Below are 23,058 nucleotides of genomic sequence, written 5' to 3'. Positions count from 1 at the left end.
TCATTTATGGTGCTTCTTCGGAATCTTCGCGCCGGACTTGCGTGCCTGGTTCAGCGCAATGGCAACGGCCTGTTTCTGTGACTTGCCTTGCTTGACTTCCGTCTTGATGTTCTTCGAAATCGCTTCGCGTGTCTTTCCCTTGCTGAGCGGCATGGCGGCCTCCTTTTAAAAAGCCTTCGCATCCACGCACGACGCGTGCCCGGACCCTCGTCGTCAAAGCTCGCCTCGCGCCGCCAGCGCCTTGATGCGGTCGGCGGTGCGGCACGCAACAGCCTGGATGGTGAGCGACGGATTCACGCCGCCCACGGTCGGAAACACGGAGCCGTCGCAGATCCACAGATTCGGGATGTCCCATGAACGGCAGTCCGCATCGACGACGCTCGTTTGCGCGTCGCTGCCCATGCGCGCGGTGCCGTTCAGGTGGCAGGTATCGTCGTCCTGGGTCCAGATGTCGCGTGCGCCCGCCGCGGCGAGTGCGCGGCTCATGAAGCCGAGCGCATGGTTCACGAGCCGGCGGTCGTTCTCGCACATCGACCATGTGACGCGCGCCACGGGCAGGCCGAGCGCGTCTTTCTCGTCGGCGAGGGTCACGCGGTTGCGTTCCTGCGGCAGCGTCTCGCCCACCATCTTGAGGCCCGCCTGATGGTTGTATTTCGTCATCTCGCGCATGAGCGCCTCGCCCCACAGGCCGCGGCTCGTTTGCGTCGCCGCCCAGACGAGCGGCAGCGGGCCCTGGCTCATGTAGCAATAGCCGCCGTGAAAGTCCTTGCCTTCGTCCTGGTAGTTCCAGTGTTCGGTGAGCGCCAGCGAAGGCGGCCCCTTGTACCAGCGGATCTCGTCGTCGAATGCGCCCCACGCGGCCTGGTTCGTCTGCACCATGAGATGCTTGCCGACGAGTCCCGAGCGGTTCGCGAGGCCTTCGGGAAAGCGTCCGTTCGCGGAGAGCAGCAAGAGGCGCGGCGTTTCAATCGCGTAGCCCGCCACGACCACGTTGCGCGCACGCTGGAAGTGCCAGCGTCCTTCGCGATGAAAATGCACACCGGCGGCGCGCCCCAATGCGTCGGTTTCGATGCGGCCGACCATCGCGAGATCGCGGACTTCCGCACCCGCACGCACGGCGCGCGGAATCCAGGTGACGAGCGCGCTCTGCTTGGCGTTGGTCGAGCAGCCCGTCACGCAGAAGCCGCGATAGACGCACGGGTGCGCGTCGCCGCGCGGCGCGGAGAGCGTGGCGAGCGGCGTGGGCGCCCAGGGAATGCCGAGCGCCTCGCAGCCGCGCGCGAGGACAAGGCCCGCGCCGTTGATTTCGTGCGCGCGATACGGGTAGCGCGGCCGCCGGGGCCCCCACGGATAGTTTACCGGCCCCGAGATGCCGAGTGAGCGCTCGACCTCGGTGTAGTAGCGCCACATTTCGTGCCAGTCGAGCGGCCAGTCCACCCCGTAGCCGAGCTTCGTGCGCGACTGGAACCATTCGGGCCGAAAGCGCAGCGAGACCATCGCGAAGTGCACGGTGCTGCCGCCCACGGCTTTGCCGCTGTTGTTGCTGCCGAGCTGCAAGGGGTTGTCGCCGTCGCAGATGCGCTCGTCGGTCCAGTAGAGCTTGGCCTGGTGGGTTTCGTCGGAGGCGAACTCTTCGAGCGGCCGCCACCACGCGCCCGCGTCGAACGCGACCACGCGAAAGCCCGCCTCGGCGAGCCGGCAGGCGAGCGTCGCGCCGCCCGCGCCCGTGCCGACGATGGCGAAATCCACGGGGTCGTCGAGCGCGTACTCGCGCATGGGCATCCAGCCGCCGCGGCGGAACACGTCCGGCGCGCGGCCATGCTTGCCGCGCGGCGCTTCGTTTGCCGCGCCGGGTTGCGCGGGATCAGCGCACACGCTCGTTCTCCGCGCGCGCCGCCTGTTGCGCTGCGTCGCTATCGTCGCCGGCCTCGACGGCTTCCCACGGATCGCGCCGGTTCGTGTAAAGGCGCACGTAGCCGCGCGGATTCGCCGGGCCGCCAAAGCCCATCGCATTCCACGCAAGCGGATGCGACCAGTACGCGGCGCACACGTCGTGCAGCACTCGCTTCGTGAAGAACAGGTCGCACGGCATGTCGTGCCAGGCCTTGTTGCGTAGTTCGCCGCCCTGCATGCGCGTGACGAGCGCGCGCCGCCGTTCGTCGGGCAACCGCGCGAAGGGCTCGCGATAGGCCTTCACGCTTTCCGCGTCGAGCGCGGCGAGCCCCGTCTCCCAGGCGGCGCGCAACGGCGGCAGACGCGCATCGCGAAAGCCGTCGCGCCGGTCGTCGAGCAGCTTGCCTTCCACCAGCGCGGCAACGGGCACGCGCGAGGCGTCATGCGCGTCTTCACTGCGCCCGGGTTGCGGCACGATCGTGTCGCACAGCGCGACCAGCGTCTGCCATTGCGACGGCGCGAGATAGCGCGCCCGGTCGGGCGTGGTCACGCGTGCCTCGATCACCGCGCGCGTGGGCCCGTCCCACGAAGGCGTGTCGCGTTTCGCAAGCACGTCGTAGCCGGGATACTTCGGCGTTTGCGTCATCGTTCGGTCTCCCGCATGCGCAACGCGGCGAGCCCGGCGAGCGCGAGCGCGCTGAACGCGGGCGGCGCGGGCAAGGGCGGCCCCGCGAACAGGTTCTGCGACCCATTTCGCCAGCCGCCCTGCGCGCGCGCCACGCCGTTCGCGTGAAAGCCGAAGCCCGCAAAGCCCAGCGCCGCCGTGAGCCGCAGCCAGAAGCGCGCGAACCCGCTCGCGCGGGCCGCGCGCGAGGGCGCGGCGAGCGCCGCATGCGCGAGCAATGCGCTGCTCACCGGCACGACGGTGACGGGCGCATACATCGCCGGATGTTGAAATGCGCCGCGAAAATGCAGCAACGCCGCTTCGGCTGCCGTGCCGAGCAGTCCCGCGCCCGCCACGAGCGCGAGTGCCTTGCCCGCGGGCATGCCGAAGAGTTGCGGGTCGTGCTCGGGCTCGTCGCGCAACTGCTCGGCAATCGCGCCAAGCACGCCGGAGAGCACGAGTGCGAAGGGGGCGCCGGCGGGCGCGCCATAAAAGAAGTTATGCCAGCTCAGCCCGCCTGGCCGTTTGGTCACGTTGTAAAGATGGAACGCCGTGCCGGTCGCGCCGGTGGCCGCGCTGGTGAGCTGCATCGCATGACGCAGCCGGTGCGAGGCGGCGCGGCGGTCCGCGCCGCCGTGCAGCGCCGCGCCGAGCGCGCAGAGCGCCACGGCGGGCGGCAGGTACATCGCGCGGTTCTCGAACGAGCCGCGATAGTGCTCCATCGCGCTGTCGGCGAGCACGCAGAGCGCGAGCAGCGCCGATCCATGATTGAAGCTGCGCGCCGCGGCCACGTGCTTGCCGGTCGCGCGAGCATGCGCCGACTCGCGCAGGTCGCGCGTGGACCAGAGCGCGAGGGCGGCGCCTGCCGCGACGCTTGCGATGGCCGCAGCCGTGCGCGCGGTTTGTGTCATCGGGCTGTCTCCGGTTCGTTTGCCGCAAGCGAAGCAGCAAGGCAGATGCCGCGATGCACAGGCGATCCCGGGCATGCCAATTGCGGCACACATCGGATTCACCCGGGCCAACCTGGACACAAATTGATCTACCGAGACTTCATTGCCATAGGCACATCGTCGGGTGGCGTCGATGCGCTTCGAAGTCTGGTGTCCGGGCTTCCGTCCGACCTGCAGGCGACGATCGCCATCGTGCTCCACGTGGGCAGCCATTTCAGCCATCTGCCGTCGCTGCTCAGCACCGCCGGCCCGCTGCGTGCGGTGCATGCCGAGGACGGCGAAACCTGGTCGCCCGGCACGATTTACGTGGCGCCGCCCGACCAGCACATGATCGTGGAGGGCTCGCGCCTGCGTCTCGTGCATGGCGCGAAGGAGAACTTTGCCCGCCCCGCGATCGATCCGCTCTTTCGCAGCGTGGCCGCGCAACTGGGTCCGCGCGGGATCGGCGTGATCCTCACGGGTCTGCTCGACGACGGCGCGGCCGGGCTGGAAGCCATCCAGGCCTGCGGCGGCACCGGGATCGTCCAGGACCCGTCCGACGCTTACGCGAGCGAGATGCCGCTCAACGCCGCGCCCTTCGCCGACTACATCTTGCCGCTTGCGGGCATGGCCCATCGGCTCGTGGAGTTGACGGGCCGCGTGCCCTCGGCAACGGCGGCCGAAAGGATCGCGCGGCGCCGCGCAACGGAGCGCGTAAGCGCCGAGCAGCGCGCCTGGCGCGAAGGCAACGGACTTGCGGGCGACCTGAGCCGCATCGCTTCTCCCTCCACGTTCACGTGCCCGGAGTGTAATGGCACGCTTTGGCGTCTCGATGATTCGCGCCTGCTGCGCTACCGCTGCCACACGGGCCACGCCTACACGGCCGCCTCGCTCGACCGGGGCCGCAGCCGCGACGTGGAGCGGGCGCTGCGCGACGCCCTGCGCGCGCTGCGCGAGCGCGAATCGATGAGCCGGGCCCAGAGCGAGCATTACAGGCGGTGCGGCGACGCCGATGCACAGCAGCGGGAAGAGGAAAGCGCGCGGCGGGCGGGCGATGCGGCAGGACTATTGCAGTCAATGCTCCTGGAGGGATAATGTCGTCGCAGCACGCGCGGCTTAAGGGCGCGACTGCGAACGCCATTCATTCCCTCTTCAGGACCTGGCAACCATGCCGAAACGACGTGGCCACATGCCCCGCAGCCAGACCCAATATCCGATCGTCGGCATCGGCGCATCGGCAGGCGGCCTTAGCGCGCTGCTGGCCTTCTTCGAATCCCTGCCCGCCCACACCTCGATGGCGTTCGTGGTGGTCGTGCATCTCGCGCCCGACCACGAAAGCAATCTGGCCGCGCTGCTGCGCAAGGCGACCGCCATGCCGGTGGTGGAGGTGACGAGCCCGACGCCCATCGAGCCTGACCATGTGTACGTCATCACGCCGTCGCTCGATCTTGCGATGGTGGACGACTATCTGCGCGTTTCACCCAGTCAGCCCCAGGAGGGCCGCCGCGCGGCGATCGACGTGTTCTTCCGCACGCTGGCCGAAACGCACCGCGAGCGCGCCATCGGCATCGTGCTCTCGGGCGCGGGCTCGGACGGCTCAGTCGGCCTCTCGCGCGTCAAGGAAATGGGCGGGATCACGTTTGCCCAGGATCCCGCGGAGGCGGAATACGACAGCATGCCGCGCAGCGCCATCGCCACCGGCATGGTCGACTTCGTCACCACCGTGGCGGAGATGCCGCAGCGGCTGATGGACCTCTGGTCGACGGCGAAGGAAATTCAACTGCCCGTCGCGGACAGCGAGGAGCGGCGCGAAGAGCATGTCAACGAGGCGGCCGAGCGGGCGCTGCGCGAGATCATGATCATCCTGCGCACGCGCACGGCGCACGATTTCCGCCACTACAAGCGCGCCACGGTCCTGCGCCGTATCGAGCGGCGCCTGCAGGTCAACGGCATTACCGACCTGCAGGCGTATCGCGACCATCTGCATCTGCATCCCGAGGAAACGCAGGCGCTGCTGCAGGACATGCTCATCAGCGTCACCAACTTCTTCCGCGACAAGGAAGCGTTCGACGTGCCTCGAGCGCGAAGTCCTGCCGCAGCTGTTCGAAGGGCGCGGCGACCAGGACCGCATCCGCGTGTGGTCGGTGGGCTGCGCCACGGGCGAAGAGGCCTATTCGCTCGCGATGCTGCTCCAGGAACGTTCGCTCAAGTCGCCCGAGGGCACCTCGTTCCAGGTCTTTGCAACCGACATCGACGAACGCGCGATTTCGTTCGCGCGCACGGGCCTCTTTCCCGACTCGATCCTCGCCGACGTCACGCCGGCACGCGTGCGCCAGTTCTTCTCCAAGGACGCCGCGCATTATCGTGTGAAGAAAGAGCTGCGCGAGCACATGCTGTTCGCGCATCACAACGTGCTGAGCGATCCGCCGTTCTCGCGCCTCGACCTGATCTGCTGCCGCAACCTGCTGATCTATCTCGATCGCGAAGCGCAGATCGAAATCCTCAAGATGTTCCACTTCGCGCTGCGCCCGGGCGGCGTGCTGTTCCTCGGCAGTTCCGAGTCGGCGGACAGCGTGAGTTCGATGTTCACCGTGGTGGACAAGCGCAATCGCATTTACCGGGCGAACATGGCGGTGCGCGGCGACACGCCCATGCCCGTGGCGATTTCGGGCACGATGAACGCGCGGCCCGTGCTCTCGACCGTGCAGCCGCCGGGACGCCGCCGCTTTTCGTTCGGCGACCTGCACCAGCGACTCGTCGAGCAGTACGCGCCGCCTAGCGTGCTGGTGAGCCGCGATTCGGAAATCGTGCATCTTTCGGACCGCGCGGGCCGCTTCCTCCAGTATTCGGGCGGCGAGCCCTCGCACAACATCGTCGCGGCCGTGCGCCCGGAATTGCGGCTCGAACTGCGCACCGCGATCTACCAGGCGCTGCACACCAACCGCAGCGACGAGGCGCGGCGCGTGCGTCTGGAGCGCGACGGCCGCTCGTATTTCGTCAACATGACCGCGCGCCCGGTGCACGACCCCGAGGCCAACGCCGACTTCGTGCTGGTGCTCTTCGACGAAGTCGAAGACAGCATGAGCGGGGTGGAAACGGCTTCCGTGGACGTGCAGAAGGACCCGATCATCACGCAGCTCGAGCGCGAGCTGCAGCGCACGAAGGAGCAGCTGCAGTCGACCATCGAGCAGTCGGAAACCTCGACGGAAGAACTGAAGGCGTCCAACGAGGAACTGCAGGCGATCAACGAGGAGCTGCGCTCGGCGACGGAGGAGCTCGAAACCAGCAAGGAAGAGCTGCAGTCGATCAACGAGGAACTCACCACGGTCAACGCGGAGCTCAAGTCGAAGGTCGAAGAGACCGGCAAGATCAACGACGACTTGCAGAACCTGATCGCGGCGAACGACATCGGCACGATCTTTGTGGACCGCAACATCTGCATCAAGCGCTACACGCCGCGCGCGACCGACGTGTTCAGCATCATTCCCTCGGATATCGGCCGCTCGCTGCTCGACATCACGCACCGGCTCGAATACGACAAGCTCGCCGACGACGCCGCCGAGGCCTTCGACTCGCTGCGCCTGATCGAGCGCGAGCTGAAGAGCAACGACGGGCGCTGGTATCTCGCGCGCTTCGTGCCGTACCGCACGACCGAAGACCGTATCGACGGCGCGGTGCTCTCGTTCATCGACATCACGGGGCGCCGCCAGGCCGAAGACAAGTTGCGCGAAGGCGAGCGGCGCATGCGCATCGTTGCCGAGGGCACGAAGGACTACGCGATCATCACGTTCGACGACGAAGGCTTCGTGACGAGCTGGAACGCGGGCGCGGAGCGCATTTTCGGTTATACGGAGGCCGAAATGATCGGCCAGTCCGCCGACATGCTCTCGACCGACGAAGACCGCGTGAACAAGGTCGCCGACCGCGAGTTCGCGCTGGCGCGCCAGCATGGCCGCACCGACGAGGAACGCTGGCACACGCGCAAGGACGGCACGCGCTTTTTCGCGAGCGGCGTGCTTTCGCGCCTCGATGAAGCGGGCGTGAGCGGCTTTGCCAAGATCGCACGCGACCTGGGCGAACTCGTGTCCGCGGACACGGACGTGCGAGACACCGCGCTCGAACAGGTGCGCGACGCCGGCGAGCGCGACGGGCAGCGTCGCCAGGACGAGTTTCTCGCCGTGGTCTCCCACGAACTCAAACATCCGCTCAATCTGATCTCCGCGAGCGCGGAACTCATTGCGCGGGCGCCGGAAACGCGCCAGAGCCTGAACCTCACGCGCGCCGCGGACACGATCCGGCGCACCGTGGTCGGACAGGCGCAGATTATCGACGACCTGCTGGATATTTCGCGCGTGCGCACCGGCAAGCTCTCGGTCATGCGCTCGGCGGTGGACTTGCGCGAGATCGTGCAGCGCGTTTGCCACGCCGTGCAGTTCGAGGCGCAGCAGCGCGGCATTGCGCTGAACCTCTCGATCACGCAAACGCCGGTGATCCTGCATGCCGATTTCACGCGCATCGAGCAGATTGTCTGGAACCTCATCAGCAATGCGATGAAGTTCACCCATCGCGGTTCGGTGAACGTCTCGCTGGAGGTCGCGGAAGACGAAGCCGTGCTGCGCGTGGAAGACACCGGCACCGGCATCGAGCCGGCGCTCCTGCCGTACATCTTCGACATGTACAAGCAAAGCCGCCAGTCCGCCGCGCGGCGCTCGGGTCTCGGCATTGGTCTCGCGCTCGTGCGCGAACTCGTGACGATCCACGGCGGCAGCGTGCGCGCGGAGTCGCAAGGCTTGGGGCGCGGCGCGGCGTTCACGGTGACGCTGCCGATGCAGCGTTCGTTCGCGCATGCGGACAGCCGCGCTGGCGCGGCCATGGCGTCGCTGCAGGGGCTCCGTATCCTGATGGTCGACGACGACGCCGCCACGGTCGAGACGTTCAAGCTGCTGCTGGAGAGCGAAGGCGCGAATGTGCAGACGGCCACGAGCGGCGAGGAAGCGCTGACGCTGCTCAACGGCCGGGCGCCGGATCTCGTGCTCTCCGATCTCGGCATGCCGGGCATGGACGGGTATGAGTTCATCGGCAGGCTGCGTGCGCAGCCCGCGCTCGAATCGGTGATCTGCATTGCGCTGAGCGGCTTTGGCCAGGAGGCCGATGTGGAGCAGTCCGAGCAGGCGGGTTTCGACGCGCACCTCAAGAAGCCGGTGCTGCTCGAAGACCTGCTGGCGACTTTCGCGCGCTTGCGACGCTAGTTCGCGAGCCTCCGGCGAGCATGGGAGCCACGTGTGCAACGGACGTTTTTTTACATCAACGGTGCAGGCGAGGGCGAGTTTCCCGAACGGGAACTCATCCAGCTCGACAAGGCGGGCTACGCCGTGGCGCTCGGCCGGGTGGCCATGGACGCGGTGGCGCCGTATGTGGCCGCCGCCGACCGCCCGGCGTTGACGAGACTGCTCGGTCGCATCGATCCCGAGGACGAACTCGTGGTTCTGCAGCTTTCCGCCCTGGGCTGCAACGCGCGCGACGTGCTCGCCACACTGCTCAGCTGCCGCAAGGGAAGGATTGGCGTTCGCTGTGTCGAACTGGGCGGCGTCGATCTGACGGGGCGCCCCGAGCCGCAAGCGGTCAAGATGCTGCGCGCGGTGGTGCGCATGGAGGCGGCGACGCGCAGCGAACGCAGCCGCAACGGCCTGCAGGCCGCGCAGCGCAGCGGGCGCCCCACGGGCAGGCCCGCCTCGCTTTCGGCGCACGACCGCGCGCGCGTGATGAGTTCGCTCGGCAGCGGGCTCTCGGTGAGCGAAGTGGCGCGCCGCTTCGGCACTTCGCGGCAGACGGTCCTGCGCATACGCGCCGCCGCGGGAATGCCGGATCTCAAGTGACGAGCGTATAGGGGTCCGCTTCCAGCGCCACGCCCGCGCCGCGAATCACCTGCATGTAAGCGAACGTGTCGCCCACGGCGGCGCTGGCCTGTTCCGCGAGACTGCGCACATCTGCTGGTTTGTCGGCGCTCGCCATCATGGATTCGAGCGTCGCCGACTCCGCGAAGCCGTGCGCGGCCGCGGCACCGAGAACCGCATCGAGAATACGCCGGGCCGCCGCGCGGGCATCGACCGACGCGAGCGGGGCACGGTAGGCAAGAAAGCCTGCCATCAACAGAAAATCCGCCGGGCTGATACGGTGGCCGTTACCCACCGGCACGCCTTCCGGCATGTCGTGATATCGCGACATACATCGCCTCCCGATTTGAAGCGCTGCGAATGCTGCTGCGGATGCCAGAAAAATATAGTACAGAAAGCATCGCGCGTGCCGGCGAATGCGCCGTTGTACAGCTTTCGACCGGCGGCGGCCCCGTTAAGCTGGGGATTTCGATAAGCACATACAGACATTTTTTCGACGTGCCACGATAGCAAGTCGTAGTATTCTTGACCCGGGCAAAGCAGCCATCCAGCAAAAGTGTCATGTTTTTCCAGGCTTCGAGACAAATGCACGATTTTTCTCCGAGGGCAATTCATGAAAACGCTGTTTCTGCAGGCACCTTCCTATGAAGGCTTCGATGGCGGCGCGGGTTCGCGCTTTCAAACGAAGCGCGAAATCCGCTCGTTCTGGTATCCCACGTGGCTCGTTCAGCCCGCCGCGCTGGTCGAAGGCAGCCGCGTGGTGGATGCCCCCGCAGACGACCTGACGCTCGAAGCGACCCTCGATATCGCTCAGCAATACGAACTGGTTATCATTCACACGAGTTCGCCTTCGTTCCAGAGCGACATTCAGTTCTGCGAGCATTTGAAGCGGCGCAGGAGCACGATCCTCGTCGGCATGATCGGCGCGAAGGTGGCCGTCGATCCTCATGGTTCGCTGGCCGCGAGCGAGGCGCTCGATTTCGTGTGCCGGGAAGAATTTGACTTCACGTGTCTCGAGATCTCCCAGGGTTTGCCGTTCGAATCGATTCTTGGCCTGAGCTATCGGCTGCCCGACGGCGGCATCATGCACAACGACGCCCGGCCAATACTCGAAGACATGGATCGGCTTCCGTTCGTCTCGCCGATCTACAAGCGCGATCTCACGCCCGAGCATTACTTCAGCGGCTATCTCAAGCATCCTTATCTCTCGCTCTACACGGGGCGCGGCTGCAAGTCCCGCTGCACGTTCTGTCTCTGGCCGCATACGGTGGGGGGCCATCGCTATCGCACGCGCTCGGTCGAGCACGTGCTGGAAGAAGTGAAATGGATTCGGGACAACATGCCCGAAATCAAGGAGATCATGTTCGACGACGACACGTTTACGGATCTCAGGCCCCGCGCCGAGGAGATCGCGCGCGGGCTTGGCAGGCTGGGCGTGACGTGGTCGTGCAACGCCAAGGCGAACGTACCGTACTCGACGCTCAAGGTGATGAAGGATAACGGCTTGCGGCTTCTGCTCGTGGGCTACGAATCCGGCGACGACCAGATTCTCGTGAACGTCAAAAAGGGCGTGCGCACGGACTTCGCGCGCCAGTTCAGCGAGGATTGCCGCAAGCTGGGCATCAAGATTCACGGGACTTTTATCCTCGGCCTGCCGGGCGAGACGCACGAAACGATCCAGAAGACCATTCAGTATGCGAAAGAGATCAATCCCCATACGATTCAGGTCTCGCTCGCCGCGCCTTATCCCGGCACGGTGCTTCACAAGCAGGCGGTCGAAAATGGCTGGCTGAACGACACCAGAGTCATCACGCTCATCAATTCGGCCGGCACGCAGGCCTCGACGATCGGCTATCCGCACCTGTCGCGCGAAGAGATCTACCTCGGCGTCGAGGAGTTCTACAAGCGCTTTTATTTCCGGCCGTCGAAGATCTGGGAAATCGTGCGCGAGATGCTGGTGAGCTGGGAAATGATGAAGCGGCGCCTGCAAGAGGGCGCAGAGTTCTTTAAATATCTCCGGGCGCGTAAAGTCTGAAGCCGCATTCCTTCCAGAGAAGACGCCCGGCACGCCAGGCGTTTTTTGTCACTTGTTTGTCACCGTCCCCGTTGTTCACGTATGCGGTAGTTGTGCTCCGGCGTCGTCCCGCAGGCCTGTCCGAAATGCTGCCGTTACGAACACCGTGCGGCGCTTACCATTTTTACCGGCGGTGCCTGGAATGACTCAGCCTTATCACATACGCCATAACTCATAGCTTCGTCGGGCCACCGGAGGAGACCGTAATGGCACCGAAAAGCAGGTCGCCCGCCGTCGCCGATATCGATGCGCGACCGTCTCGCGCGCCCGACCATGCGCGCGAAAATCAGGCGCTTCTCGCCCTGGTCACCACGCAACTGGACTCGCGCGAAGTGCTGTTGCAGAGGATCGCGGACTTTGCAATGCGTCTGTGCCGCGCGCAATCGGCCGGCATCAGTTTGCTGGAGCACGAAGGCGAAGAGCGCTACTTCCGCTGGCACAGCGTGGCCGGCAGGTTCGCGAATCTGTGCGGAACCCGAACCCACTGGAGCGACTGTCCGTGCGCCGTCGTGCTCGAAGCCGGCAAGCCGCTGCTTTTCACCGCGTTGAGCGACGACTTCCCGGTGCTCACCCCCGCGTGTGCCGTCGTGCAGGAGGCGCTCATCGTGCCCATCGTTTCGAAAGGTCGGCAACTGGGTGCGATCTGGGCCGCCTCGCTCGAACACCGATCGCGCTTCTGCCGCGAAGACCAGCGGGTGCTCAGCGAATTCGCCGCCGTGGCCGGCTCGGCGCTCAATCTGGTCGAGGCGCGCGACCATAGCCGCATGCAGACGCAGCGCTATTCGGAAGTGATCGCGGTGCTCGCGCACGAGTTCCGCAACCCGCTCGCACCGCTCGAAAACGCGTTCCAGGCACTCCAGATGATCTGCGAAGACCGCGCGCCGCAACGCGAATACTTTGCGGTGGCGCAGCGCCAGATCGCGCAGCTCAAACGTCTGATGGACGAACTGCAGGATGCGTCGCGTCTGGATCATGACAAGCTGAACGTCGATCCCACCGATGCGTCATTGAGCGAAATCCTTGCCGACGCGCTCGCCTCCATCCGCGACCGTGCCGAGGCGCGCGGGCATACGCTGCGCCTGCTTTCGCTTGCCGACGACCTGCGGCTTTTCGCCGACCCGACGCGGCTCACTCAGGTAATCGTGAACCTGCTTTCCAATGCCGTGCGCTATACGCCTGACGGCGGTGAGATCGCGCTAGTCGTCGAACAGAAGGGCATGGGCGACGCGCGCTGCGTCGAGATCTCGATTCGCGACACCGGCATCGGGATCGATCCCGCTGTGCTCTCGCGCATTTTCGAGCCGTTTGCGCAATTCGCCGGTAGGAGTGCGCGCGGCTGGAAGGGGGACTCGGCATTGGGCTTCCCATCGCGCAGCTGCATGGCGGCGAGATTCTCGTGACGAGCGAGGGAATCGGACGTGGCGCGCTGGCGCGTCTCTCGATTCCCGTGCGAACCGGCAGCGCGGAAACCGTCAAGCCGCACGCCGCCGTGCTCGCGGGCAACGGCCCGGCGCGCGTGCTCATCGTCGACGACAATGCCGACGCGCGTTTTGCACTCGGCGCGTTGCTCGAACTGGAAGGGCATGAAGTCAGAACAGCGGGCGACGATACGAGCGCACTGAGTGTGCTGAGGCAATGGAAACCGCATCTCGCGCTCGTCGATATCGGACGGCTGCGTGCGATGCTCGTGACGTGCGCGCAAGACGGCTGGCCAGCACAGGTGCGGGCTGGCTAGCGCAAGTGCGAAGAGCGGATGCCGTTGTGGTGGAGGTTGCGCAACAGGTTTGCGCGGCGCCGTTCGCGGCGATAGTGCGCGATCACGGCCGTGGCCGCGACGACCAATACCATCAAGCCGATCGCGGTTCCCCACTGTAATGCGTCCATCTCTGCCTCCTTGTCACGTCGGGGCCGTCGCGTCGAGGCGAACGGGGTTCAAGCGTAGTGTGGCTGGCAGGTTGCGTTCCGCGGCAAGCGCCGGGGAGAAACAACGGGACGCACACGAAAGGGTGGCGCTGGTCGCGGACGCAAGAAAATATTAGCCGATTGCGATATGCAATTGAATCGCGCCGGGGTGTACGGATGTCGGCCATTGTGGACAAATCGGCTCGCCAGACCGGCGATTACTCCAGATCACGCGTTTCAAGCTCCACGGACTGGCCCCCGTTTTTTTCCAGCGCGTGCCGCGCGGCCAGTTCGATGCTCGGGCGGTTCGCCTCGAAGGCGCTCAATAGCGCATGCGCCGATGTGCCGGTGTTGCCGAAGCGGTCGTTCAGCGCGTCGAGTGACACGCTGCACCACACCGGGCGGTTGTCCACGTTGGCTTCGAACGCTACGCGCGCGGCAGCCACGGCGTGACGGCGACTCGTGAATTCGATTCTCATCCTGGTCCTCCATGAGTTCTATCGTTAAAGGGTAGAGCCTGGCGCAGTCAATGGTGAGCTCTTTTTGCGCTTCTGCTTCCTTTCGCGCTATTTCGCCTGAGCATCGCTGGCGGGGTCGCTGCGCATCATCTTGTCGTGGGTGGCAGGCCCCCTGGGTTTCTTGACAGGCATGTTGTCGGGGTTGGATTCGCTTGCCGCGCCTGGCACGGCTGCCGGCGGCTTCACCATCGGCGGCGCAGGGGGATGAGCAGGCGTTTGGGTCTGGGCGCGAGCGGACAGCGAGGCGCCGGCGAGCACCAGAGCGGCGATCGCGCCCCAGACGGGAACATGCGGTGGCTTCATGGCTTCTCCGTGGGTTTTCATCGTCATGTTCCTGCGAGGTGTCGCGAATCGCATGCCCGCAAGCGTGTACTTGCGGCCATCGTCGTCAGTGAAACAGCGCCGACGTGTCGACGTCGGCGAATCGTTCCAGTTCGTCGCGGCGCGTGTCGCACGAGTGGCGGATGATCGCCCCCTGCGTGATCCAGATAGCCAGCGCGACGACGGCGAGGCTGCCGAGCCCAAGGAACGCCGCCGGATAGCCGAAGCGATTGGCGAGCCATCCTCCCAGCAGGGGGCTCAGACAGCCGCCGGCAGTCTGCACCGCGAGCACGGCGCCTTGACCGGGATTCGCGCGGCCGCTGCCATGCAGCAAATGCACTACCCACGCGGGTATGGCGGCGCTCTGCAAACCGGAGTCGAGCCCGTCGAAGACCTGCACGGGCAGGATCCCCCACGGCGACGCCAGCCACGTCGCGAACACGCCGCGCAGCGGCAGCGTGAAGATCGTCGCGAGAATGACCCGCCAGAAGCCCCAGCGGCGAATGATGCGGCTTGCGAAGACAGCGGCCGTGAGCATCACGACCTGCGAGATGATGATGTTGGCGGCGGTGATCTGGTTGGCGTAGCCGTGATGAGCCGCCGCGACGCGCGCGGGAATGAGCAGGACAGAGGCTATACACGCGAGACCGAATGCCGCGCCGAGCACGAACAGAACACGTAGGCAATGCCGAACCACCACCCCAGCGCGCCTGACAACGCCGCGGCGACGATGTTGCCGGCATGGTTCGCGCCCCCATGCGATGCGGTTAAACCCCGGCCATGCCAGGGTTTTGCCAAGGGTTCTAGAATGAGGTCGTGAGTGTAAAGGAGACCGTAATAACGTCATGGATACACAAGCGAAAACATTCGAGGCATTGCTGCGGCGGGAATATCGGCACGGGTTCGTCTCGGACGTGCAGTCGGACACGTTGCCGCGCGGTTTATCCGAGGACGTGATTCGTCTCATCTCGGAGCGCAAGCAGGAGCCGGACTTCATGCTCGAATGGCGGCTGGCCGCCTACCGGCATTGGCTCACGATGACCGAGCCGCACTGGGCGAGCATCGAGCACCCGCCCATCGACTTCCAGGACATCGCCTACTATTCGGCCCCGCATACGCAGGCGAATCGTCCGCAGAGCCTTGCCGAGGTGGATCCGGAACTCCTGCGCACGTATGAAAAGCTCGGCGTGCCGCTGCAGGAGCGCGAGATGCTGGCGGGTGTGGCCGTGGACGCAGTATTCGACAGCGTGTCCGTCGCCACGACGTTCCGGCGGCAGCTGGGCGAGCTTGGCATCGTCTTCTGTTCGTTTTCCGAAGCGGTGCGCGACCATCCGGACCTCGTGCGCCAGTATCTCGGCTCGGTCGTGCCTTATACCGACAACTTCTTTGCCACGCTCAACTCGGCGGTGTTCAGCGACGGCTCGTTTTGCTATATCCCGCCGGGCGTGCGCTGCCCAATGGAGTTGTCCACGTACTTCCGCATCAACGCGCGCAACACGGGCCAGTTCGAGCGCACGCTCATCGTAGCCGACAAGGGCGCCTACGTGAGCTACCTGGAAGGCTGCACCGCGCCGATGCGCGACGAAAACCAGTTGCATGCCGCCGTGGTGGAGCTCGTTGCACTGGAGGGCGCGCAAATCCGCTATTCGACGGTGCAGAACTGGTATCCGGGCGACGCGCAAGGGCGCGGCGGCATCTATAACTTCGTGACGAAGCGCGGCGACTGCCGCGAGGCCAACGCCCGGATTTCGTGGACGCAAGTCGAGACCGGCTCCGCCATTACGTGGAAGTATCCGAGCGTGATCCTGCAGGGCGACAACTCGATTGGCGAGTTCTATTCGGCGGCGCTCACCAACCACTATCAGCAGGCCGATACCGGTACGAAGATGGTGCATATCGGGCGCAATACGCGCAGCACGATTCTCTCGAAGGGCATATCGGCCGGCCGCGGCAAGAATGCCTATCGCGGCCTCGTGAAAATGGCGCGCTCGGCGGAGAACGCGCGCAATTACACACAGTGCGATTCGCTGCTGCTCGGCGACCGCTGCAGCGCCTTCACGTTTCCCTATATCGAGGTGAAGAACCCGAGCGGGAAGGTCGAGCACGAAGCTTCCACGTCGCGGATCGGCGAAGACCAGCTGTTCTATTGCCGGCAGCGCGGGCTTAGCGAGGAAGACGCGGTGTCGATGATCGTCAACGGCTTCTGCAAGGACGTGCTCAAGGAATTGCCGATGGAATTCGCCGTGGAAGCGCAGAAGCTGCTGGGCGTGAGCCTGGAAGGCAGCGTAGGTTGAAAGGGAGGGAAGGATGCTGGAAATCCGCAATCTGAGTGTCGAAGTGCAAAGCAAGCCGATTCTGCGCGGTGTGGATTTGCGCGTGAATGCGGGCGAGGTTCACGCGATCATGGGGCCGAACGGCTCCGGCAAAAGCACACTCGCCCATGTGCTGGCGGGGCGCGAGCAATACGTGGTCACGGGGGGCAGCGTGCAGTACGACGGCTGCGACCTGCTCGCGCTCGCGCCCGACGAGCGCGCGCGCCGCGGGCTCTTTCTCGCGTTTCAGTATCCGGTGGAAATACCGGGCGTGAGCAATATCTATCTGCTCAAGGCCGCGCTCAATGCGCAGCGCAAGCATCGTGGCGAGACGGAACTCGACGCCATGGACTTTCTCGCACTGGTGAAGGAGAAAGTGGCGGCCATGGAAATGAAGGAAGACCTTCTGTACCGGGGCGTGAACGAAGGGTTTTCGGGCGGCGAGAAAAAGCGCAACGAGGTGCTGCAAATGACGGTGCTGGAGCCGCGCCTCGCCATTCTCGACGAGACCGACTCCGGACTCGATATCGACGCGTTGCAACTCGTCGCCCGTGGCGTGAACCAGATGCGCAGCGCGGACCGGGCCATCGTGCTCGTGACGCACTACCAGCGCCTGCTCGACTACATCGTGCCGGACCAGGTGCATGTGCTTTCACAGGGGCGCATCGTGCGCTCGGGTTCGCATGAGCTTGCGCTCGAGCTGGAACAAAAGGGTTACGGCTGGCTCGGCGGGCAGGAAAGCGACGCACCGGCAGCGGGGCAGGCCGCCGGCACGCAACACACGTCATCCGCCAGGGAGCAACGATGAGCGAATCAACGCGCGAGCATTACCGTGACGCCTTCCGCACGATGGCGGGGACGCTGGCGGGCGTCGAGCTGCCGTGGTTGCGCAAGGCGAGACGGCACGCGTTCGACCGATTCGAGGCGTTGGGCTTTCCCGGCACGCAACTCGAAGCGTGGAAATACACCAATGTGATGCCGATTGCGAAGCCGCATTGGCATTTCATGCCTGCGGACGGCGCGCAAACCGACTATGTCCGCCTGATCGACGACCTCGTACCCGCCGATGCCGGCGGTCGTATGGTGTTTGTGAACGGGCGCCACGTGCCGAAGCTCTCGTCCTTGCCGCCTTTGCCGGAAGGCGCGTTCGTCGGCACGCTCGCCCAGGCGATGAGAAAGATTCCTGACCGGATCGAATCGATCATGGCGCGGCGCGCGCCCGAGGACGGATTTGCGGCGCTCAACGGCGCATTTCGCAGCGACGGCTACGTGGTCGTACTGCCGCCCGGTTGCGCGCTGGACTGGCCGCTGAACGTGCTGTTCTTCAGCAGCGAGGCTGCGCTCGCCATGCATCCGTTCAACGCAGTGGTGGCGCAGCGGGGTGCGCGATGCTCGATCGTCGAGCAGTTCGCGGGCATTACCGACGAAGCCTATTTCGTCAACGCCGCTACGGAAATCGTCGCGGACGAAGAGGCGGACGTTCAGCATTGCCGCATCCAGCAGGAGGCGCGCAGCGCGTTTCATATCGCGCACGTAGGCGTTTCGCAGCGGCGCGCGAGCCACTTCACTTCGCACTCTTTCGCATTCGGCGGGGCCCTGTCGCGCACGCAGATCGACACGCGCCTCGACGCGCAAGACGCGCAAGCCGACCTGAACGGCCTGTATTTCGTGAGCGCGCGGCAACACGTGGATCACCACACGCGCATCGATCATGAGATGCCGCGCGGCACGAGCCGGGAATACTATCGCGGTGTACTCGACGGCGCTTCGCATGCGGTGTTCGATGGCCGCGTGATCGTGCACCAGGACGCGCAGCAGACGAACGCGCATCAGGGCAACGACAATCTGCTGCTCTCGCGCAACGCCGAAATCGACACGAAGCCGCAACTGGAAATTCACGCCGACGACGTGAAGTGCACGCACGGCGCGACCGTCGGCCAGCTCGACGAGAACCCGCTCTTTTATCTGCGCTCGCGCGGCATAGACGAGCGCATGGCGCGCGCGCTCCTCGTATGGTCGTTCGCGCGCGTGAGCGTGGATCGCGTGGAAAGCGCCGCGCTGCGCCGCCGGCTCACGCAACAATTGCTCGCGCGCCTGCCCGGTGGCGAATATCTGCGGGGACTATCATGAATCTGCTCGAGCCGGTGGGGATTCCGGACACCGAAGCGGTAATGGTCTGGCGCCGCGATTTTCCGATTCTGCGGCAAAGCGTGCACGGCAAGCCGCTCGTGTACCTGGACAACGCGGCGACCACGCAGAAGCCCGCGAGCGTGATCACCGCCGAGCAGGCCTATTACGAGCACGACAATGCGAACGTGCATCGCGGCGTGCATCTGCTGTCGCAGCGCGCGACCGACGCATACGAGGGCGCCCGCACGCGCATTGCGCGTTTCATCCACGCAACGAACGACAAGGAGATCGTGTACACGCGCGGCACCACGGAAGCGATCAACCTGGTGGCGCAAAGTTACGCGCGGCCCCGCCTTCAGCCCGGCGACGAAGTGCTCATCACCGCGATGGAGCATCACTCGAATATCGTGCCGTGGCAGCTCGTCTGCGCGCAGACGGGCGCGATACTGAAGGTCGCGCCGATCGACGACGACGGCGCGCTCGACCTCGACGCCTATGAGCGCCTGCTTGGCCCGCGCACGCGCATGGCGGCGGTGGCGCATGCGTCGAACGCGCTCGGCACGGTCAATCCGCTTGCGCAAATGATCGAGCTTGCGCATGCTCGCGGCGTGCCGGTTCTGGTCGACGGCGCGCAGGCGATTGCGCATCTTCCCGTGGACGTGGCCGCGCTCGATTGCGACTTCTACGCGTTCTCGGGCCACAAGATCTACGGTCCCACCGGTATTGGCGCGTTGTACGCAAAGGCCGTACTGCTCGACGCCATGCCGCCATGGCAGGGCGGCGGCGACATGATCCGTTCCGTGACGTTCGAGAAAACCGAGTACAACGTGATTCCGTGGCGGTTCGAAGCGGGCACGCCGAATATTGCCGGCGCGATCGGCCTTGGCGCCGCGCTGGACTACGTCAGCGCGATCGGCCTCGAAGTGGCGCAAAGGCACGAGGCCGACCTGCTTGCGTATGCCGGCGCAGCGTTGCGCGCGATGCCGAATGTGAGGATGATTGGAACGGCGAAGGAAAAACTGGGAATCCTCTCGTTCGTCATGGATAACGCGCATGCCCACGACGTCGGCACGATACTGGACCAGTGCGGCGTGGCGGTGCGCACGGGCCATCACTGCGCGATGCCGGTGATGGCGCGCTATGGCGTGCCAGCTACGGTGCGCGCCTCGTTTGCACTGTACAACACGCGTGCCGAAGTCGACGCGCTGCTGGACGGCCTCGCGCGCGTAGAGGAGATGTTTGCGCCATGAGCGACTTGCGCGACCTGTACCAGGAAACGATCTTCGACCACTACCGGCGGCCGCGGAACTGTCACACCGTGCCCGGTGCGACGCATACCGCCGAAGGCTACAACCCGTTGTGCGGCGATCGCGTCACGTTGTATCTGCGTATCGAGGACGGCGTGGTCAAGGACGCCGGCTTCGAGGGCGCGGGGTGCGCGATCGCAACGGCTTCGGCCTCGTTGATGACCGAAGCGCTCAAGGGCCGCACGCAAGCGGAAGTCGAGGCGCTATTCGAGCGCTTTCACGCCATGGCAACGGCGCCCTCGGATCGCCCGGCCTCTGCCGAGGGGCTCGGCAAGCTCGCGGTGCTCGCGGGCGTGCGGGAATTTCCGGCGCGCATCAAATGCGCGACGCTTGCGTGGCACACGCTGCACGCCGCGTTGCGCGACGAGCGCGGGACCGTTTCGACGGAATGATGCTGCGCGTGCCTGGAGGCGAATGACGATGAATACGCAAACGGCGAGCCACGACCTGCGCGAACGCGTGATCGACGCGCTGCGCTCGGTGTTCGATCCGGAGATCCCGGTGAACATCTACGATTTGGGGCTCGTGTATCAACTGGACGTGGACGCCGAAACGGGGCGCGTGACGATCCGCATGACGCTGACCGCGCCGGGCTGCCCGGTCGCGCAAACCTTCCCCGGCACGGTCGAGGAATACGTGAACGAGGTAGATGGCGTGAGCGCGACGCACGTGGAGCTGGTCTGGGACCCGCCGTGGACGAGAGCGCGCATGTCCGAGGCCGCGCTGCTGCAACTGGGGATGCTCTGACATGGCCGATTGGGTGGATGTGGCGCCATACGCCGGATTTCAACCGGGTTCCGTACGCAGCGTCGACGTGGACGGCACGCCGGTTGCCGTGTTCAATCTGGACGGAACCTGTTATGCCATCGAGGACACCTGTCCGCATGACGGCGGCGTGCTCACGGGTGGCGACGTGGAGGGCGACGAGGTGATTTGCCCGCGCCATGGCGCCCGGTTTTGCATCAAGACGGGGAAGGTCCTCGCGCCGCCCGCGTATGAGGATGTCGCGGTGTTCGCTGTGCGCGTGGAAGCGGGCATGGTGCAGGTGCGCGACACGCGCTGGGACGAAGGCTTTTCCTGAACGCGGCGCTCGCCGCGCGAGGCTGCGCACTCCGCCATTTTCGCGCCGCCGCGGCCGTGTGAACGCTCGCGGCCATGCGGCGGAGCCCGGCGTAGACGGCGAACGGGCAGGCCCGGGCGGCGGCATTGGCACCGCGCCGTGAGCGCGTCGAGGCGAGCGTCTTGCGCAAGGGCGGCAGTGAAGTGCAAACGAATCGCAAAAGGGGAATCTCTCGTCGGCCGCATCGGTGAAGCGGATGAAGCTGCGCAGGCCGTGTGGATGGCGGTCGGCAATGGCTTTGTCACGGGGCAAACCATTGCCGTCAACGGCGGCGCAGGTTTCATCCAGGCCGTTTTTCAATTTTGGGCCGCCGCGTAGCGGCCCATTGTCGACCCTGCGCTGATCGACCCGTCCTCCGTGGTGCGCCTCATCGAAGACAACTGGCAGGGCGCAGTGTTTTCAGCGGTCGATCACGCGGGGTGGGAAGCGTGCCCGTGATCGCCCGTTCCGCGCGCGTCGTCGTATTCGCGCGAAATGTCCTTGTTCGTGTAATCACCCATGCGCCAGGCGGCGAGCAGACTGATCACCGCGCACACCGCGATATAAATCGCAATGGCATAACCTGTGCGGTAATACGCAAAGAGCGCCGTTGCGATCAACGGCGCCGGGCCGCCCGCAATCACGGAAGCCAGCTGATAACCGAGTGAGGCGCCGCTGTAACGCAGCCGCCCCGTGAACGACTCGGCGATGAACGCCGCCTGCGGACCATAGAGCATGGCGTGCGGCACGAGTGAAAGCACCACGGCCGCGAAAATCCACGCCGGGTTTCCCGTGTCTACCATCCCGAAGTAGATAAAACCGAACACGCCCACGGCTACGGCGCCGATCATGTACATGCGCTTGCGTCCAATCAGGTCGGACACGTGCCCGAAGAACGGAATGGTCACGAACTGCAGCACGGCGGCGGCCAGAACCGCGCTGAGCATGAGGTCGCGCGAAACGTGCAGCGTCTTCACGCCATACGTGAAGACGAAGGCCGTGTAGATGTAGAACGGCGCCTGTTCGGCCATGCGCGCCAACGCCGAGAGGAGAATGTCCTTGGGCTGGCGGCGGATGACTTCGAGCATGGGCGTTTTCTCGATCCTGTTCTCGGCGAGGAGCTTCGCGAAGATCGGCGTTTCAAGAATGCTCAGGCGGATATAGAGGCCGATCGCGACGAGCACGATACTGAGCAGGAACGGCACCCGCCATCCCCATGTCATGAAGCTGTTTCCGGAGAACTGGCTCACGGCGAGCACCACGAGATTGGCGATAAAGAGGCCCGCCGGCACGCCAAATTGCGGCCAGGAAGCGACGAAGCCGCGGTGTGAGCTGGTGCGCGCCCATTCCATCGACATGAGGACAGAGCCGCCCCATTCTCCGCCCACGCCCACGCCCTGAATGAAGCGCAGCACCGTGAGCAGAACGGCGCCCCAGATGCCGATCGATGCGTAGGTCGGAACAAAGGCCACGGCAAAGGTGGCGAGCCCCATGAGCAGCAGCGTGACGATCAGCGTGGCTTTGCGGCCGACACGGTCGCCGTAGTGGCCGAATATGGCCGCGCCGACTGGCCGGGCGACGAAGCCCACGGCATAGATGAGAAAGGCTTGCAGGGTGCCGACGAGCGGGTCGGATTCAGGGAAGTACAGTTTCGCGAAGATAAGCCCGGTGACAATACTGTAGAGGAAAAAGTCGTACCATTCGATCGTCGTGCCGATGGTGCTGGCAATCACGGCGCGGCGCAACTGGCGATGGGCGTCTTCCTCCGAAAGGAGCGAGGCTCCCGGTTGATCGGCATTCATTTCGCACTCCCAAGGCAAGGGCGATATGGCCAATGCAAAACGCATGGCCAGGGCTCCCGGTGCTGCGCAAGAAACGTGCCGCCAGCTGCCGGGATGATGGCTTCGCCGGATCGGTTGGAAGTGTTACGTCCCTCGCTATCGCTTCATCCTGATCGGCGTGGGTTGAGGCGTCGTCATACAAGTCGATGATATGTCACGCTGTGATGCAGTGCG

Annotated in this window: 23 protein-coding genes and 1 pseudogene; 14 read left to right on the top strand and 10 right to left on the bottom strand. The window is 65.2% G+C overall.

The features are described from left to right. Genes BHE01S_RS38500 through BHE01S_RS22185 form a run of 4 tightly spaced genes read right to left on the bottom strand, consistent with a single transcriptional unit; the run spans position 1 to position 3,468 of the window. Positions 1-153 (bottom strand): DUF6496 domain-containing protein, encoded by a 153-nt coding sequence (locus BHE01S_RS38500; protein ID WP_167337703.1) that lies wholly within the window; start codon positions 151-153, stop codon positions 1-3. 60 nt (positions 154-213) lie between these two features. Beyond that, a complete protein-coding gene (locus BHE01S_RS22195) occupies positions 214-1,875 on the bottom strand; it encodes a GMC family oxidoreductase (protein WP_042267698.1) in 1,662 nt (553 codons plus the stop codon). After that, positions 1,865-2,539: a gluconate 2-dehydrogenase subunit 3 family protein gene (locus tag BHE01S_RS22190; RefSeq protein WP_042267697.1), complete on the bottom strand. Its 675-nt coding sequence runs from the start codon at positions 2,537-2,539 to the stop codon at positions 1,865-1,867. The genes BHE01S_RS22195 and BHE01S_RS22190 overlap by 11 nt, the downstream gene beginning before the upstream one ends. After that, on the bottom strand, positions 2,536-3,468 hold the full coding sequence (locus BHE01S_RS22185; protein ID WP_042267696.1) for a hypothetical protein: 933 nt from the start codon (positions 3,466-3,468) through the stop codon (positions 2,536-2,538). Before BHE01S_RS22185 ends, BHE01S_RS22190 begins: the two co-directional genes overlap by 4 nt. A 123-nt stretch (positions 3,469-3,591) precedes the next feature. Here BHE01S_RS22185 and BHE01S_RS22180 point away from each other — a divergent pair, with 123 nt between their 5' ends. From BHE01S_RS22180 to BHE01S_RS22170, 3 genes and pseudogenes are all read left to right on the top strand, one after another. Then, positions 3,592-4,581, top strand: coding sequence for a chemotaxis protein CheB (locus BHE01S_RS22180; protein WP_042267693.1), 990 nt, complete (start codon positions 3,592-3,594; stop codon positions 4,579-4,581). 73 nt (positions 4,582-4,654) lie between these two features. Then, positions 4,655-8,735, top strand: a pseudogene (locus tag BHE01S_RS22175) (CheR family methyltransferase). Positions 8,736-8,768: 33 nt separating this feature from the next. Further along, on the top strand, positions 8,769-9,362 hold the full coding sequence (locus BHE01S_RS22170; protein ID WP_042267692.1) for a recombinase family protein: 594 nt from the start codon (positions 8,769-8,771) through the stop codon (positions 9,360-9,362). Here the strand turns inward: BHE01S_RS22170 and BHE01S_RS22165 are convergent. Next, the gene (locus BHE01S_RS22165; protein ID WP_042267691.1) at positions 9,355-9,711 is read right to left on the bottom strand and encodes a hypothetical protein; all 357 of its coding nucleotides are present in this window, start codon (positions 9,709-9,711) and stop codon (positions 9,355-9,357) included. The genes BHE01S_RS22170 and BHE01S_RS22165 overlap by 8 nt on opposite strands. 282 nt (positions 9,712-9,993) lie before the next feature. Here BHE01S_RS22165 and hpnJ point away from each other — a divergent pair, with 282 nt between their 5' ends. From hpnJ to BHE01S_RS36130, 3 genes are all read left to right on the top strand, one after another. After that, positions 9,994-11,415 (top strand): hopanoid biosynthesis associated radical SAM protein HpnJ, encoded by a 1,422-nt coding sequence (hpnJ, locus tag BHE01S_RS22160; protein ID WP_042267690.1) that lies wholly within the window; start codon positions 9,994-9,996, stop codon positions 11,413-11,415. A 245-nt stretch (positions 11,416-11,660) separates the two neighbouring features. Further along, positions 11,661-12,854: a sensor histidine kinase gene (locus tag BHE01S_RS22155; protein WP_052406050.1), complete on the top strand. Its 1,194-nt coding sequence runs from the start codon at positions 11,661-11,663 to the stop codon at positions 12,852-12,854. Beyond that, positions 12,851-13,189, top strand: coding sequence for a response regulator (locus BHE01S_RS36130; protein ID WP_052406049.1), 339 nt, complete (start codon positions 12,851-12,853; stop codon positions 13,187-13,189). Before BHE01S_RS22155 ends, BHE01S_RS36130 begins: the two co-directional genes overlap by 4 nt. Here the strand turns inward: BHE01S_RS36130 and BHE01S_RS38495 are convergent. From BHE01S_RS38495 to BHE01S_RS22140, 4 genes are all read right to left on the bottom strand, one after another. Next, positions 13,186-13,338 (bottom strand): hypothetical protein, encoded by a 153-nt coding sequence (locus tag BHE01S_RS38495; RefSeq protein ID WP_167337702.1) that lies wholly within the window; start codon positions 13,336-13,338, stop codon positions 13,186-13,188. The genes BHE01S_RS36130 and BHE01S_RS38495 overlap by 4 nt on opposite strands. 236 nt (positions 13,339-13,574) lie before the next feature. After that, on the bottom strand, positions 13,575-13,835 hold the full coding sequence (locus BHE01S_RS22150; protein WP_028204289.1) for a DUF1488 family protein: 261 nt from the start codon (positions 13,833-13,835) through the stop codon (positions 13,575-13,577). A gap of 87 nt (positions 13,836-13,922) precedes the next feature. Further along, the gene (locus BHE01S_RS22145; RefSeq protein ID WP_245639822.1) at positions 13,923-14,198 is read right to left on the bottom strand and encodes a hypothetical protein; all 276 of its coding nucleotides are present in this window, start codon (positions 14,196-14,198) and stop codon (positions 13,923-13,925) included. Positions 14,199-14,262: 64 nt separating this feature from the next. Further along, positions 14,263-14,895, bottom strand: a complete 633-nt coding sequence (locus BHE01S_RS22140) for an MFS transporter (protein ID WP_245639821.1) — start codon at positions 14,893-14,895, stop codon at positions 14,263-14,265. Between the two features lie 145 nt (positions 14,896-15,040). Between BHE01S_RS22140 and sufB the strand changes: the two genes are divergently transcribed. The 8 genes from sufB to BHE01S_RS22100 all read left to right on the top strand — a co-directional run bounded on the left by sufB (position 15,041) and on the right by BHE01S_RS22100 (position 21,382). Then, positions 15,041-16,489 (top strand): Fe-S cluster assembly protein SufB, encoded by a 1,449-nt coding sequence (sufB, locus tag BHE01S_RS22135; RefSeq protein ID WP_042267689.1) that lies wholly within the window; start codon positions 15,041-15,043, stop codon positions 16,487-16,489. 13 nt (positions 16,490-16,502) lie between these two features. Then, on the top strand, positions 16,503-17,315 hold the full coding sequence (gene sufC / locus BHE01S_RS22130) for a Fe-S cluster assembly ATPase SufC (RefSeq protein ID WP_042267686.1): 813 nt from the start codon (positions 16,503-16,505) through the stop codon (positions 17,313-17,315). Continuing rightward, positions 17,312-18,637: a Fe-S cluster assembly protein SufD gene (gene sufD, locus BHE01S_RS22125; protein ID WP_042267685.1), complete on the top strand. Its 1,326-nt coding sequence runs from the start codon at positions 17,312-17,314 to the stop codon at positions 18,635-18,637. The genes sufC and sufD overlap by 4 nt, the downstream gene beginning before the upstream one ends. Beyond that, positions 18,634-19,887, top strand: a complete 1,254-nt coding sequence (locus BHE01S_RS22120; RefSeq protein WP_042267684.1) for a cysteine desulfurase — start codon at positions 18,634-18,636, stop codon at positions 19,885-19,887. The genes sufD and BHE01S_RS22120 overlap by 4 nt, the downstream gene beginning before the upstream one ends. Beyond that, positions 19,884-20,336 (top strand): Fe-S cluster assembly sulfur transfer protein SufU, encoded by a 453-nt coding sequence (gene sufU / locus BHE01S_RS22115; RefSeq protein WP_042267683.1) that lies wholly within the window; start codon positions 19,884-19,886, stop codon positions 20,334-20,336. Before BHE01S_RS22120 ends, sufU begins: the two co-directional genes overlap by 4 nt. 28 nt (positions 20,337-20,364) lie before the next feature. Beyond that, positions 20,365-20,691 (top strand): SUF system Fe-S cluster assembly protein, encoded by a 327-nt coding sequence (locus BHE01S_RS22110; RefSeq protein ID WP_245639820.1) that lies wholly within the window; start codon positions 20,365-20,367, stop codon positions 20,689-20,691. Between the two features lies 1 nt (position 20,692). Further along, entirely contained in the window at positions 20,693-21,025 is a 333-nt protein-coding gene (locus BHE01S_RS22105) for a non-heme iron oxygenase ferredoxin subunit (RefSeq protein WP_042267681.1), read from the top strand. Positions 21,026-21,202: 177 nt separating this feature from the next. Continuing rightward, positions 21,203-21,382 carry a hypothetical protein gene (locus tag BHE01S_RS22100; protein WP_042267679.1) on the top strand — a complete coding sequence of 60 codons (180 nt, stop codon included), beginning with the start codon at positions 21,203-21,205 and terminating at the stop codon, positions 21,380-21,382. Positions 21,383-21,474: 92 nt separating this feature from the next. Here BHE01S_RS22100 and BHE01S_RS22095 read toward each other — a convergent pair whose 3' ends face one another. After that, positions 21,475-22,845: an MFS transporter gene (locus BHE01S_RS22095; protein WP_042267676.1), complete on the bottom strand. Its 1,371-nt coding sequence runs from the start codon at positions 22,843-22,845 to the stop codon at positions 21,475-21,477. Between the last annotated feature and the right edge of the window lie 213 nt (positions 22,846-23,058).

It is taken from the genome of Paraburkholderia heleia NBRC 101817, assembly GCF_000739775.1.
Taxonomy (GTDB): Bacteria; Pseudomonadota; Gammaproteobacteria; order Burkholderiales; family Burkholderiaceae; genus Paraburkholderia; species Paraburkholderia heleia.
The sequence above is the reverse complement of the archived record's forward strand: the minus strand, read 5'-3'. Positions and strand labels throughout refer to the sequence as shown.

Excerpts from the sequence above, each read along its gene's own strand:
- BHE01S_RS38500 (WP_167337703.1), bottom strand. The coding sequence starts at position 153 with ATGCCGCTCAGCAAGGGAAAGACACGCGAAGCGATTTCGAAGAACATC.
- BHE01S_RS22190 (WP_042267697.1), bottom strand. The coding sequence starts at position 2,539 with ATGACGCAAACGCCGAAGTATCCCGGCTACGACGTGCTTGCGAAACGC.
- BHE01S_RS22185 (WP_042267696.1), bottom strand. The coding sequence starts at position 3,468 with ATGACACAAACCGCGCGCACGGCTGCGGCCATCGCAAGCGTCGCGGCA.
- BHE01S_RS22165 (WP_042267691.1), bottom strand. The coding sequence starts at position 9,711 with ATGTCGCGATATCACGACATGCCGGAAGGCGTGCCGGTGGGTAACGGC.
- hpnJ (WP_042267690.1), top strand. The coding sequence starts at position 9,994 with ATGAAAACGCTGTTTCTGCAGGCACCTTCCTATGAAGGCTTCGATGGC.
- BHE01S_RS22155 (WP_052406050.1), top strand. The coding sequence starts at position 11,661 with ATGGCACCGAAAAGCAGGTCGCCCGCCGTCGCCGATATCGATGCGCGA.
- BHE01S_RS38495 (WP_167337702.1), bottom strand. The coding sequence starts at position 13,338 with ATGGACGCATTACAGTGGGGAACCGCGATCGGCTTGATGGTATTGGTC.
- BHE01S_RS22150 (WP_028204289.1), bottom strand. The coding sequence starts at position 13,835 with ATGAGAATCGAATTCACGAGTCGCCGTCACGCCGTGGCTGCCGCGCGC.
- BHE01S_RS22145 (WP_245639822.1), bottom strand. The coding sequence starts at position 14,198 with ATGAAAACCCACGGAGAAGCCATGAAGCCACCGCATGTTCCCGTCTGG.
- sufB (WP_042267689.1), top strand. The coding sequence starts at position 15,041 with ATGGATACACAAGCGAAAACATTCGAGGCATTGCTGCGGCGGGAATAT.
- sufC (WP_042267686.1), top strand. The coding sequence starts at position 16,503 with ATGCTGGAAATCCGCAATCTGAGTGTCGAAGTGCAAAGCAAGCCGATT.
- sufD (WP_042267685.1), top strand. The coding sequence starts at position 17,312 with ATGAGCGAATCAACGCGCGAGCATTACCGTGACGCCTTCCGCACGATG.
- BHE01S_RS22120 (WP_042267684.1), top strand. The coding sequence starts at position 18,634 with ATGAATCTGCTCGAGCCGGTGGGGATTCCGGACACCGAAGCGGTAATG.
- sufU (WP_042267683.1), top strand. The coding sequence starts at position 19,884 with ATGAGCGACTTGCGCGACCTGTACCAGGAAACGATCTTCGACCACTAC.
- BHE01S_RS22110 (WP_245639820.1), top strand. The coding sequence starts at position 20,365 with ATGAATACGCAAACGGCGAGCCACGACCTGCGCGAACGCGTGATCGAC.
- BHE01S_RS22105 (WP_042267681.1), top strand. The coding sequence starts at position 20,693 with ATGGCCGATTGGGTGGATGTGGCGCCATACGCCGGATTTCAACCGGGT.
- BHE01S_RS22095 (WP_042267676.1), bottom strand. The coding sequence starts at position 22,845 with ATGAATGCCGATCAACCGGGAGCCTCGCTCCTTTCGGAGGAAGACGCC.